General features: G+C 64.4%; 12 protein-coding genes. 5 read left to right on the top strand and 7 right to left on the bottom strand.

Annotation, left to right across the window (positions count from 1 at the left end; translation table 11 throughout):
* Positions 1–26: 26 nt before the first annotated feature.
* The 6 genes from ACSQ1X_RS05930 to ACSQ1X_RS05905 form a co-directional block, all read right to left on the bottom strand.
* Entirely contained in the window at positions 27–1,136 is a 1,110-nt protein-coding gene (locus ACSQ1X_RS05930) for a BMP family lipoprotein (RefSeq protein WP_436057010.1), read from the bottom strand.
* Positions 1,137–1,376: 240 nt separating this feature from the next.
* Positions 1,377–2,402 carry an NADP-dependent oxidoreductase gene (locus ACSQ1X_RS05925; protein WP_436057009.1) on the bottom strand — a complete coding sequence of 342 codons (1,026 nt, stop codon included), beginning with the start codon at positions 2,400–2,402 and terminating at the stop codon, positions 1,377–1,379.
* Positions 2,399–2,830, bottom strand: coding sequence for an organic hydroperoxide resistance protein (locus ACSQ1X_RS05920; protein ID WP_043479330.1), 432 nt, complete (start codon positions 2,828–2,830; stop codon positions 2,399–2,401). Before ACSQ1X_RS05920 ends, ACSQ1X_RS05925 begins: the two co-directional genes overlap by 4 nt.
* 85 nt (positions 2,831–2,915) lie before the next feature.
* Positions 2,916–3,365: a MarR family winged helix-turn-helix transcriptional regulator gene (locus ACSQ1X_RS05915; RefSeq protein WP_436057008.1), complete on the bottom strand. Its 450-nt coding sequence runs from the start codon at positions 3,363–3,365 to the stop codon at positions 2,916–2,918.
* Positions 3,366–3,554: 189 nt separating this feature from the next.
* Entirely contained in the window at positions 3,555–4,754 is a 1,200-nt protein-coding gene (locus ACSQ1X_RS05910) for an amidohydrolase (protein WP_055804160.1), read from the bottom strand.
* Positions 4,755–4,889: 135 nt separating this feature from the next.
* On the bottom strand, positions 4,890–6,023 hold the full coding sequence (locus ACSQ1X_RS05905; RefSeq protein WP_436057007.1) for a mannose-1-phosphate guanylyltransferase: 1,134 nt from the start codon (positions 6,021–6,023) through the stop codon (positions 4,890–4,892).
* Positions 6,024–6,280: 257 nt separating this feature from the next.
* Between ACSQ1X_RS05905 and sdhC the strand changes: the two genes are divergently transcribed.
* The 5 genes from sdhC to ACSQ1X_RS05880 all read left to right on the top strand — a co-directional run bounded on the left by sdhC (position 6,281) and on the right by ACSQ1X_RS05880 (position 10,740).
* A complete protein-coding gene (sdhC, locus tag ACSQ1X_RS05900; protein ID WP_081818859.1) occupies positions 6,281–6,661 on the top strand; it encodes a succinate dehydrogenase, cytochrome b556 subunit in 381 nt (126 codons plus the stop codon).
* Between the two features lie 3 nt (positions 6,662–6,664).
* The gene (locus ACSQ1X_RS05895; RefSeq protein WP_436057006.1) at positions 6,665–7,159 is read left to right on the top strand and encodes a succinate dehydrogenase hydrophobic membrane anchor subunit; all 495 of its coding nucleotides are present in this window, start codon (positions 6,665–6,667) and stop codon (positions 7,157–7,159) included.
* Positions 7,160–7,277: 118 nt separating this feature from the next.
* The gene (sdhA, locus tag ACSQ1X_RS05890) at positions 7,278–9,077 is read left to right on the top strand and encodes a succinate dehydrogenase flavoprotein subunit (protein WP_436057005.1); all 1,800 of its coding nucleotides are present in this window, start codon (positions 7,278–7,280) and stop codon (positions 9,075–9,077) included.
* Between the two features lies 1 nt (position 9,078).
* Positions 9,079–9,861, top strand: a complete 783-nt coding sequence (locus ACSQ1X_RS05885; RefSeq protein WP_028270493.1) for a succinate dehydrogenase iron-sulfur subunit — start codon at positions 9,079–9,081, stop codon at positions 9,859–9,861.
* Between the two features lie 108 nt (positions 9,862–9,969).
* The gene (locus ACSQ1X_RS05880; RefSeq protein WP_436057004.1) at positions 9,970–10,740 is read left to right on the top strand and encodes an alpha/beta hydrolase family protein; all 771 of its coding nucleotides are present in this window, start codon (positions 9,970–9,972) and stop codon (positions 10,738–10,740) included.
* Here ACSQ1X_RS05880 and ACSQ1X_RS05875 read toward each other — a convergent pair.
* Positions 10,697–11,695: a YihY/virulence factor BrkB family protein gene (locus tag ACSQ1X_RS05875; protein ID WP_436059273.1), complete on the bottom strand. Its 999-nt coding sequence runs from the start codon at positions 11,693–11,695 to the stop codon at positions 10,697–10,699. The two genes, ACSQ1X_RS05880 and ACSQ1X_RS05875, sit on opposite strands and share 44 nt — an antisense overlap.
* Between the last annotated feature and the right edge of the window lie 18 nt (positions 11,696–11,713).

Below are 11,713 nucleotides of genomic sequence, written 5' to 3'. Positions count from 1 at the left end.
CGGGTGGTGGCGCTTTGCGTAGGAAGTTAGGCCTTCGGGCTCGCTGCCGACTCGACCTTCAGCTTGCCGTCAACGATGTCCTTCTTGATCTGGTCCAGTTCAGACTTCAGCTCCGCGGGAACCTGGGACTCCAGGGCGTGGAACGGAGCCAGCTGGACGCCGTCGTTGGCGAGCGTGCCGACGTATGGCGTGTTGGTGAACTTGCCGTCCTTGTCTTCCTTTACAACAGTCTCAACTGCCTCACCCATCTGCTTCATGACGGAGGAGAGCATGAGCTCCTTGTAATCCGGAGCGGTCAGGAAGCCGTCCGAGTCGACCCAGATGAGCTTGACGTCCTTGCCTGCGGCCTTTGCTTCCTTCAGCGCGGCGCCTGCGCCCTTGCCCACGGGGCCGGCAACGGGCATCACGATGTCGGCGCCCTGGTCCAGGAAGTTCTGGGTCAGCTGCTTGCCCTTGTCCTGCTTTTCGAAGTCACCGGTGAAGCTGCCGTCCTGCTTGGCCTTGTCCCAGCCAAGGACCTTGACGTCCTTGCCCTTTTTCTCGGTGTAGTACTTGACGCCATCGGCGTAGCCGTCCATGAAGATGGTGACGGTGGGGATCTTAATGCCGCCGAAGGTGGCCACCGTTCCGGTCTTGGTGGAGCCCGCAGCCAGGTACCCGGCGAGGAAGGCGGCCTGGGCGGTGTCGTAGATGATCGGCTTGACGTTGCTGATGGGGGTGTCGTAGCCGAAGTCGATGATGGCGAAGTGGCTGTCCGGGTTGGCCGTTGCCTGCGCCTTGGTGGCGTCGCCGAGGAGGAAGCCGACGGTCACGGTCAGGTCGCAGCCTGCGGTGACCATAGCGCGGAGGTTCGGCTCGAAGTCGTTGTTGGTCTTTGATTCGACCTGGTTGACCTTGATCCCGAGGTCCTTCTCAGCCTTCTTGAGGCCTTCATAGGAGGACTGGTTGAACGACTGGTCGTCGAATCCGCCGGAGTCGGACACGATGCAGCCCGTGTAGTCACTTGCAGTGGCGCTTGCGGTGCTGCCGGCTTCCGGGGCAGCCCCGCAGCCGGTCAGCAGGAGAGCTGCCGCCCCGGCGGTGGCGACGCCGGTCATTGAACCGCGCTTGAGGGTTGCACGCAGTGAGTTCTTCAATTTTCCTCCAGGAACAAAGAGATAGGCGCTACGACGGGTGTTCAATGAGTGTCCGTTTCGAATGCTCCACACTGAAATTCTGTTTTCACTGATGGGTTCGCAGCACTGCGCCGAGGCGCACTGATGACAGTTACTTTAGTGGCCTGGAACACGTCCGGGTACCACAGGGGCACCCGGACGCGGAGATCGTTGAGAACTTGTTACCTACCGGTAGCCGCTACCGCAAGTCATGTCCATTTCCTAGAGCCGGACCAGCATCTTCCCGGTGTTGGCGCCGTCGAGGAGGTCCATGAAGGCCTGCGGGGCGTTTTCGAGGCCGTCCACTACCGTTTCGTCGTAGCGGACGGTACCGTCAGCCACCCAGGCGGACACGGTCCCCACGAACTCGGCCATGTGCTGCCAATAGCCGCCGACAAGGAATCCTTTGAGCGTGAGCTGCTTGCCGATGGCCAGCATGAGGTTCCGGGGAGCGGGTGTCGGTTCCGTCGAGTTGTACTGCGCAATGGCGCCGCACATGGCCACGCGGCCGCCGACCGTGAGCGCGGACAGCGCCGCTTCCAGGTGTTCGCCGCCGACGTTGTCGAAGTACACGTCAATCCCGCGCTCCCCGGCTGCTGCCGCGAGCTGCGCGGCGACCGGGCCGTCGTTGTAGTTAAACGCGGCGTCGAAGCCAAGCTCCAGCAGGCGCGCCACCTTTTCCGGCGACCCTGCGCTGCCAATAACCCGGGAAGCACCCATCGCCTTGGCGATCTGCCCCACGAGCGATCCGACGGCACCTGCTGCCCCCGAAACGAAGACCACCTCTCCGGGCTTGAACTCCGCGACTTTCAGGAGGCCTGCATATGCCGTCAGGCCTGTCATGCCCAGGGCGCCAAGGAACGCTGATGCCTGGGCCAGGTCGGTGCGCGCCAGGGACGTGGCGGCGGCGTCCAGTACGGCGTATTCGCGCCAGCCGAGGGAATGCACGACGACGTCCCCCACCTTGCGTTCATCCGATCGGGTCGCGATCACCTCACCGACGGCGCCGCCGTCGAGCGCTGCATCAAGCGCAAACGGTGCCGAATACGACTTGACGTCGTTCATGCGGCCGCGCATGTAGGGGTCGACGGAGATGAACTGGTTGCGGACCAGCACCTGGCCGTCCTGCAGTTCCGGAAGGTCGGACTCGGCCAGGCGGAAGTTTTCCGGGACGGGGCGGCCGTGCGGACGGGACGCCAGCTGGATTTCGCGGGTGGTGCGGGGAAGGGTTGCGGTGTTGGCGCTCATGCGGCCACCTCCAGGATCTTGATGTCGACGTTGATGTTGCCGCGGGTGGCATTCGAGTAAGGGCAGATCTGGTGTGCCTTGGCCACGAGGGCCTCCGCCGTCGCCAGGTCCAGCGCAGGCAGGGCGATTTCGAGCTCAGCGGCCAGGCCATAGCCCACGCCGTCCTCGAGCGCGCCGAAGTGGATCTTGGCTGCCACCGCGGAATCCGTGAGGTCGGCCTTTTCCTTCCGGCCCACCAGTCGCAGGGCGGAGTGGAAGCACGCGGCATAGCCAGCGGCAAAGAGCTGTTCGGGGTTGGTGCCCTGGCCGTTGCCGCCCAGTTCCACCGGGCTGGCCAAGGTGACATCAAGCCTGCCGTCCTTGGTGCGGGCGTTCCCGTCCCGCCCTTCGCCCGAGGCGAGTGCTTCAGCTGTGTAAAGAGTCTTCACGTGGTTCCGTTCTATTGGGATGAAAATTTCCGGCCGGTGTCTAGATGGGCGCTCCGCCGGGGTTCAAGCTGGGTTCAAGCTGGGGTCAAGCGGAGGAATGGAGCGCGGCCGTAAGCCGGCCCAGGGTCTCCCGGAGCTGGTCGAGCTCTGCCGCGGACAGGCCGGCGGCGTCTGCGAGCTGCTGGGGAATGGCGTTGGCCCGGGCGCTGAGCGCAGCGCCGGAGTCCGTCAGGAAGACCTCCACCCGCCGCTCGTCCTCGGTGGAACGCCTGCGCTCCACCAGTCCCAGCGACTCAAGCCTCTTCAGCAGCGGGGACAGGGTGCCTGAGTCCAGGCCCAGCTCCTCCCCCAGTTCCCTGACACTGCGGGGCTGGTCCTCCCAGAGGACCAGCATGACCAAATACTGCGGATAGGTCAGGCCCAGCTGGTCCAGCATGGGCCGGTACACGGCAGTGGCCGCCTTCGACGCGGAGTACAGGGCGAAGCACACCTGCCGGTTCAAGCGGGGGGCGTTGAGTCTGGGAGCGTCGGTCATGGATGAAACGATATCGCACAATTAGATTGTGCACAACTCATCCGCGCCGAAAGAGAGCGCGAACTGGCACTTCCGGCCCCGCAGAAGCGCGAACGGACAGTTGAGGCCCCGGGTCGGGGGCCTTAACTGTCCGTTCGGGCTGCGGGGCGGGGGGGCTTAAGTGTCCGTTCGCGCTTCGGGGGTGCGGATTTAGAGGTCGCGGATGGTGCGGAGCGCTGCGGCGGTCAGGACCTGGATGCCGTAGCCCAGTGCACGCTCGTCGAGGATGTAGTCACCCCGGTGAAGGTCGTATTCCTCACCGCCGGGCGTTTTGGTGCCAAGCCGCATCATCGCGCCGGGAAGCTCGGCCAGGAACCAGGCGAAATCCTCTCCGCCCATGGACTGGGGCGTGAGCACGACGGCGCTTTCGGCGATTTCGGCGCGGGCTGCCGCTTCGATGAGCGCGGTTTCATGCTCGGAGTTGACTACCGGCGGAACACCGCGGGTGTGCTCCAGCCGGACGTCCACGTTGTAGGGCGCCGCCACTTGGTGGACCACTTCATCCAGGAGTTCCCCGGCGCTGTGCCAGGCGTCGCGGTCCAGGCACCGCATGGTCCCTGCCATGTAGCCGGTGCCGGGAATGGCATTGGGTGCCGAGCCGGCCGAGATGTGCCCCCAAACGACGGAGACGCCGCTACGGACATCCACCCGGCGTGACAGAACGGCCGGAACGTTGACGGCGATCTGCGCCAGCGCGAACACGAGGTCCTCGGTCAGATGCGGCCGGGAGGTGTGGCCGCCGCGTCCGGAAAGCTCGATCCTGATGGTGTCCGAGGCTGACGTGATGGCACCGATCCGGGTGCCGATCTTGCCCACGTCGATTCGCGGGTCGCAGTGCAGGGCCAGGATGCGCGGCACGCCCTCGAGCACGCCCTGTTCGATGCAGGAATGCGCTCCGCCGGGCATGGTTTCCTCGGCGGGCTGGAAAATGATCCGGACCGTGCCGCCCAGCGGGGATTCCTGGTGCATGCGGTGCAGCACCAGCGCGATACCGAGCATGGTGGTGGTGTGGACGTCGTGGCCGCAGGCGTGGGTGACGCCGTGGTTCTTGGACGCAAACGGCAGCCCTGTTTCCTCGATGATGGGGAGGGCATCGATATCGCCGCGGAGTGCCGTGGCAATAGGGCCCTCACCGACGTCGACCGTGAGGCCTGTGCCTTCGAGCCGGCGAGGTTTGAGCCCTGCCGCTTCGAGCCGGTCCGCCAACTTGTTCGTGGTCCGGAACTCCTTGAAGGACAGCTCCGGATGCGCATGGAGGTCACGGCGGAAATCGATCAGTTCCGGCAGCAGCGGCTCCAGCCACGGCCCCACGAGGGCGGTGGGCTCGGTTTCAGTAGTGTAATTGCGCACGAAACAACTCTAGCGAGGCTGCTCCGAATACCAGCATCAGTGTCGGAGGTTACGGATCCGGGAGCCGGCTCCCGGCGCCGGAAACGGCTCAGCCCAGGCTTTCCCGCGGTGGGGAAGGCCTGGGCCGGGTCCGAGTTAGAGGACGTCGGTGTCGCCGCTGGCCTTGAGCGCGTCCACGGCGGCTTTAACCCGCTGGGAGTTCGCCATAGTGGTGACCAGCAGGGCATCCGGCGTGTCAACAATGACGACGTCCTTGATGCCGATCAGTGCAATAACGCGTTTGGTGTCCGTGACAACCACGCCGCTGGCGTTTTCGGTAAAGACGCGGGCACCTTCGCCGAGGACTGTGACATCGTCCACTTCCCTGGCACTGTTAAGCCGGCCCACGGAGGCAAAGTCCCCGACGTCGTCCCAACGGAAAATGCCAGGCACGACGGCGACGTCCCCGGCCGCCGCGGCAGGCTCCGCCACCGCGTAGTCGATGGCGATCTTCGGAAGCGTGGGCCAGATGCGGGCCGTGACCTCGTCGCGTTCGTCAGTGTCCCAGGCCTGTGCGATCTCCGTGAGTCCCTTGAAGAGTTCCGGCTGGTTTTCTTCGAGGTGTTTCAGCATGAGTGACACGGGCGCGACGAACATGCCCGCGTTCCAGACGTACTCTCCGCTGTCGACATACTGCTGGGCGACTTCCTCGCTGGGCTTTTCGACAAACTCCACCACGGCCTGCGCGCTCGGGGCGTTCTCGATGGACAGCTTCTGGCCCGCACGGATATAGCCGAACCCGGTGGACGGGTGCGTGGGCTTGATGCCGATGGTGACGATCTTGCCGGACGCCGCCGTGTAGATGGCCTCACGCACGGCGTCCTGGAAGAGGTCGTCCGGGCTGATCACCTGGTCCGCGGCGAAGGACCCCATGATGGTCTCCGGGTCCCGCTGGTACAGGATGGCTGCCGCGAGGCCGATGGCCGCGCCGGAGTCCTTGGGCTCGCTTTCCAGCACGAGGTTGGATTCCTGGACCTCGGGAAGCTGGCCGCACACCGCGCTCCGGTGGGCCACGCCGGTAACAACCAGCACGCCTTTGCCGGCAAGCGGCTCCAGGCGGTCGTAGGTGGCCCGCAACAGCGTGCTGCCTGAACCGGTGAGGTCGTGAAGAAATTTCGGGGCTGCTGCACGTGACAGGGGCCAGAGGCGGGTCCCCACTCCGCCTGCAGGAATTACCGCAATAAAACGGTCCAGCGGTGAATTCCGGCTTGTCACTATGTCTGTAGTCATCAAGGCCTACTTTAGCCGACCACCACGCGGATACCGGCAGATGCCGCCCCTCCGCGCCCCGCCGACGGCCATAATGTGGCGTTCGTCTCAAAAATGCGCAAAAACCGCGCGGGGAGGCGTCACCTAGGAGTTCCTGAATTGAATAAGCTGTGAGCGAAGCCTAGATTTAGGCTTGAGCTTACGAGTGCTCTCGCAGCAGGCGTTCCCCCCGCGTGGATCCCATGCCAGCGCCGCTGTGTTGCAGGGAGGTTTATTCAGTGCCGACAAAACCAGCTGGCACCTTGTACCGCGGCCGTGAAGGCATGTGGTCCTGGGTTGGACACCGCATTACCGGTGTAGTGATTTTTTTCTTCTTGTTGGTCCATGTGCTGGACACCTCATTGGTGCGCGTGTCCCCAGAGGCATACACCGCCGTGATCGGCGCCTACAAGAACCCCCTGATGGCCCTGGGTGAAACGGGCCTCGTCGCAGCGATTGTTTTCCACGCCTTCAACGGCCTTCGGATCATCGCCGTCGACTTCTGGAAGAAGGGCGCGAAGTACCAGCGCCAGATGCTGTGGACGGTCCTGATCCTCTGGGTCATCGTCATGGTGGGCTTCTCCATCCGCCACCTTTCCCTCGCCTTCGGAGGTCACTAAGCCATGACTGCAACCATTCAGAGTCCCCGCAGCGGAAAAGACGGCGGGAAGCCGGGCGCAGGATTGATTGCCCCCAAGTACCGCCGCAGCGGTGCCTCCAGGGGCAACTTCGAAATGGCGGCCTGGCTGTTCATGCGGCTTTCAGGCGTTGTCCTGGTGGTCCTGATCTTCGGGCACCTTTTCGTTAACCTCCTGGTGGGCGAAGGCATCCACGCCATCGACTTCGGTTTCGTGGCCGGCAAGTGGGCCGATCCCTTCTGGCAGTTCTGGGACCTGGCCATGCTCTGGCTGGCCATGCTGCACGGCACCAACGGCGTCCGCACCATCATCAACGACTACGCCGAGAAGGACTCCACCCGCTTCTGGCTGAAGATCGTCCTCTACGCCGCAACAACCGTCATCATCATCCTGGGCACCCTGGTGATCTTCACCTTCAACCCGTGCCCGGTGGACGTCAACGGCGTACCGCTGCCCGGCGGCTTCTGCCCCGCAGCCTAGCGGCACCTTCCCTTCCGGGGGATCAGCTGTGCCCGCGCTGAGCGGGTCAACGGTTTTACGGTGCGGGCTCCGCCCGCCCGTGGTTTTATAGCGAATTTTGAGAGAAAGAGCATCTGGTATGCAGGTCCATAAGTACGACGTCGTCATCGTCGGTGCCGGTGGCGCTGGCATGCGCGCCGCGATCGAATCCGGTCAGCGCGCGCGCACAGCAGTACTGACCAAGCTCTACCCCACCCGCTCGCACACCGGTGCGGCGCAGGGTGGCATGTGTGCGGCACTGGCCAATGTCGAGGAAGACAACTGGGAGTGGCACACGTTCGACACGATTAAGGGCGGCGACTACCTGGTGGACCAGGACGCGGCCGAGGTCATGGCGAAGGAAGCCATCGACGCCGTGCTGGACCTGGAGAAGATGGGTCTGCCGTTCAACCGCACGCCGGAAGGACGGATTGACCAGCGCCGCTTCGGCGGCCACACCCGTGACCACGGCAAGGCTCCGGTCCGCCGGGCCTGCTATGCGGCTGACCGCACGGGCCACATGATTCTGCAGACCCTGTACCAAAACTGCGTCAAGCACAACGTGGAGTTCTACAACGAGTACTACGTCCTGGACCTCCTGACGGTCGAAGAGGACGCGGTCCGCGAAGACGGCACGCCCTACAAGCAGAAGCGTGTTGCGGGCGTCGTGTCCTACGACCTTGCTTCCGGTGAACTGCACGTGTTCCAGGCCAAGTCCGTGGTGTTCGCCTCCGGCGGCGCAGGAAAGGTCTTCAAGACCACCTCCAACGCGCACACCCTGACCGGCGACGGCATGGGTATCGCGTTCCGTCGCGGCATCCCGCTGGAAGACATGGAGTTCTTCCAGTTCCACCCGACCGGCCTTGCCGGGTTGGGCATCCTGCTCTCTGAAGCAGCCCGCGGCGAAGGCGCCATCCTGCGCAACTCCGAGGGTGAACGCTTCATGGAGCGCTATGCCCCCACCATCAAGGACCTCGCACCCCGTGACATCGTGGCCCGCTCCATGGCCAACGAAGTCCGCGAAGGCCGCGGCTGTGGACCCAACAAGGACTACGTACTCCTTGACCTGACCCACCTCGAGCCGGCGCACATCGACGCCAAGCTGCCGGACATCACCGAGTTTGCCCGCACCTACCTGGGTGTGGAGCCGTACACGGAGCCGGTTCCGGTGTTCCCGACGGCCCACTACGCCATGGGCGGCATCCCCACGAACATCACCACCGAGGTCCTACAGGACAACGACACCGTGGTGCCGGGCCTCTACGCGGCCGGTGAAGTGGCCTGTGTTTCGGTCCACGGCTCCAACCGCCTGGGCACCAACTCGCTGCTGGACATCAACGTGTTCGGCAAGCGCGCCGGCATCGCCGCTGCGGAGTACGCCAAGACAGCTGACTTCGTGGAGCTCCCAGCGGACCCGGAGGCGTACACCATCGAACTGCTGGACATCGCCCGCAACGGCACCGGCGACGAAAAGGTGGCCGTGATCCGCAAGGAACTCCAGGACACCATGGACGCCAACATGCAGGTGTTCCGCACGGCAGACACGCTGAACCAGGTTCTCAAGGACATCGAGTCCTTCGAGGCGCGGTACAAGAACATCAGCGTCCAGGACAAGGGCAAGCGCTTCAACCTGGACCTCCTCGAGGCCGTTGAGCTGGGCTTCCTGCTGGAACTGGCCAAGGTCATGACGGTTGCTGCCCTGCACCGTGAAGAGTCCCGCGGCGGACACTTCCGCGAGGATTTCCCGGAACGTGACGACGAAAAATTCATGAAGCACTCCATGGCGTACAAGGACGACCACGCCCCGGCGGACGGCTCTGCAGAGGCAATCGCCGGCATCCGCCTGGCCACCAAACCGGTTGTCTTTACCCGCTACGAGCCGATGGTGAGGAAGTACTAAGATGTCCGCCGAACTTGCTGAGCCAGCCTCAAAGATCGAACTGCCCGCACACATCGGAGGCGGCGGAGAGATTCCGACGTTCGACGTCACCCTGCGCGTGCGCCGCTACAACCCGGAAGTTTCCGAGGACGCCACCTGGGACGACTTCAAGGTGACCATGTACGGCACCGACCGCGTGCTGGATGCCCTGCACAAGGTCAAGTGGGAAATTGACGGCAGCGTCTCCTTCCGCCGGTCCTGCGCCCACGGCGTCTGCGGCTCCGATGCCATGCGCATCAACGGCCGCAACCGCCTCGCGTGCAAGACCCTGCTGAAGGACCTGGACACGACCAAGCCCATCACCGTCGAGCCCATCAAGGGCCTGCCGGTGGAGAAGGACCTGATCGTGGACATGGAGCCGTTCTTCCAGTCCTTCCGTGAAGTCATGCCGTTCCTTATCAACAAGGGCCACGAGCCCACCAAGGAACGCCTGCAGTCCGCCGAGGACCGCGAACGCTTCGACGACACCACCAAGTGCATCCTGTGCGCCGCGTGCACGTCCTCCTGCCCGGTGTTCTGGACCGACGGCCAGTACTTCGGCCCGGCAGCGATCGTCAACGCCCACCGCTTCATCTTCGATTCCCGTGATGACGCCGGCGACATGCGCCTGGAAATCCTCAACGACAAGGAAGGCGTGTGGCGCTGCCGCACCACCTTCAACTGCACCGAGGCATGCCCCCGCGGCATCCAGGTCACGCAGGCCATTGCCGAGGTCAAGCAGGCAATTCTGTCCCGCAAGATCTAGCAGCACCGGAACCAAAAGCAGTACGACGACGGCGCCTCTCACCTTTCAGGTGGGGGCGCCGTCGTAGTTTCACGGCAGTTTACCGGCACCAACTGAAAGGGTCCCCCCATGTCCCGCTCCGAAAAAGTCAGCTTCGAAGGATCCACCGGCGAATTGCTCTCCGGCATCATCGATGTCCCGGAAGGACCGGTGAAGGGCTGGGGTGTGTTCTCGCACGGGTTCACCCTGGGCAAGGACAGCCCGTCGGCGTCCCGGATGTGCAAGGCGCTGGCGGACAACGGCGTGGGGATGCTGCGCTTCGACAACCTGGGCCTGGGCGATTCCGCAGGGTTCTGGTCCGAGGGCTCGTTCAGCCACAAGGTGGCGGACACCGTCAAGGCGGCAGAGTTCATGCGGACCGAAGGGAAGCCGGTCTCGCTGCTGGTGGGGCATTCCTTCGGCGGTGCCGCCGTTTTGGCAGCAGCCAAGGAGATTCCGGAGCTCGACGCCGTGGCCACCGTGGGGGCGCCGTTCTCGCCGAAGCATGTGGCCCACGTCTTTGACGCTGCCCTGGACCGGATCCTGAGTGAAGGCAGCGCGGAAGTGGACCTCGGCGGCAAGCGCGTGGAGATCCGCCGGCACTTCGTCGAGGACCTGGAGAACGCGGACCTGACGGACTGCATCAAGCAGTTGCACAAACCCCTGATGGTGCTGCACTCCCCCACGGACAACACCGTGGGGATCGAGAACGCCAGCACCATCTTCCAGACGGCCCGGCACCCGCGCAGCTTCGTCTCCCTGGAAGGCAGCGACCACCTGCTGACCGGCAAGGGCCAGGCCGCCCGTGCGGCGAAGATTATTTCCGCGTGGGCCGATCAGTACCTCGACGCCGGCCGATAGCCAGGCCCTTGCGTTCCCGCTCCACCGGAGTCTTTCCCGGCTGGACCTGGCGCGAACCCCACCCGGTAGTTGCCTTGGCTGACGGGGCGTTCTTCAGGTCCTCTTCCCGGATGGCGGACCATGCCGCGGAGACCAGGTAGACCTGGCTGACCAGGTTGAACCAGATAAGCAGCCCGATGATGATCGCGAACGGCGCGAGAATCGGGTTACGGCCGGCGTTGGCAAGCAGCTCCGTGCTGAAGATCTGCAGCACAGTGGTACCCACGGCCGACAGGACGGTTCCTTCGAGTAGCGCCTGCCGGGTAAGCTTCAGTCCCGCCGCCAGCCTGAACATGATCAGCGCGGTGACCCAGCCCAACGCCAGCGGCACGCCCACCTTGATGGCCGTGGTCAGCGGCCAGGCCATCACCGGATCCAACTTCAGCTGCTCAGTGACCCATCCCGCTGCGGTACCGAAGATCAAGGAAGCGCCGGCGCTGAGCACCAGCGCGACGCCAAGCAGCAGCAACGTGCCGGTGTCCCGCAGCTTCTGGACTACCGGATTCATCTTCAGCGGTCCGAGCTGCATCACGCCCCGCAGGCCTTCCCGGACACCTGCTATCCAGCCAAGGGAGGTCACGACGGTGACGACGGCCGCGATCACCGCGGTCCATCCAAGGCCGGCAGGATTCAGCAGGTCCTGCGGGTCCACCAGGCCGTCGCCGCCGTCAACCTTCACGAGGCCCGGCGCGCTGGTCGCCACGCTGCTGACGATGCGGTCAAGCAGCGCCGGTTGGCCGCTCAGCAGCAGCCCCGCCACGGAGAAGCCCGTGGCCAGCAGGCCGGTGATGGAGAAGAACATGTTGAAGCCGATGCCGGCGGCCATGAGCGGCCCGTGCTGCAGGTTGTAGTGCTGGAATGCGCGCATGGGACGAAAGGCGTTCAGCCGGGCCAGCAGCCACTGGAACATTGCCATCAGCCCCGCCACGGGACC

It is taken from the genome of Arthrobacter sp. LjRoot78 (assembly GCF_964254335.1).
Classification (GTDB): domain Bacteria; phylum Actinomycetota; class Actinomycetes; order Actinomycetales; family Micrococcaceae; genus Arthrobacter.
Note: the sequence above shows the minus strand (reverse complement) of the source record. Positions and strands in the feature narration are given on the sequence as shown.

What these genes read in the sequence shown, in the direction of transcription:
- ACSQ1X_RS05925 (WP_436057009.1), bottom strand. Translation starts at nt 2,402, where the DNA reads ATGAGCGCCAACACCGCAACCCTTCCCCGCACCACCCGCGAAATCCAG.
- ACSQ1X_RS05915 (WP_436057008.1), bottom strand. Translation starts at nt 3,365, where the DNA reads ATGACCGACGCTCCCAGACTCAACGCCCCCCGCTTGAACCGGCAGGTG.
- ACSQ1X_RS05905 (WP_436057007.1), bottom strand. Translation starts at nt 6,023, where the DNA reads ATGACTACAGACATAGTGACAAGCCGGAATTCACCGCTGGACCGTTTT.
- ACSQ1X_RS05895 (WP_436057006.1), top strand. Translation starts at nt 6,665, where the DNA reads ATGACTGCAACCATTCAGAGTCCCCGCAGCGGAAAAGACGGCGGGAAG.
- sdhA (WP_436057005.1), top strand. Translation starts at nt 7,278, where the DNA reads ATGCAGGTCCATAAGTACGACGTCGTCATCGTCGGTGCCGGTGGCGCT.
- ACSQ1X_RS05885 (WP_028270493.1), top strand. Translation starts at nt 9,079, where the DNA reads ATGTCCGCCGAACTTGCTGAGCCAGCCTCAAAGATCGAACTGCCCGCA.
- ACSQ1X_RS05880 (WP_436057004.1), top strand. Translation starts at nt 9,970, where the DNA reads ATGTCCCGCTCCGAAAAAGTCAGCTTCGAAGGATCCACCGGCGAATTG.
- ACSQ1X_RS05875 (WP_436059273.1), bottom strand. Translation starts at nt 11,695, where the DNA reads ATGGCAATGTTCCAGTGGCTGCTGGCCCGGCTGAACGCCTTTCGTCCC.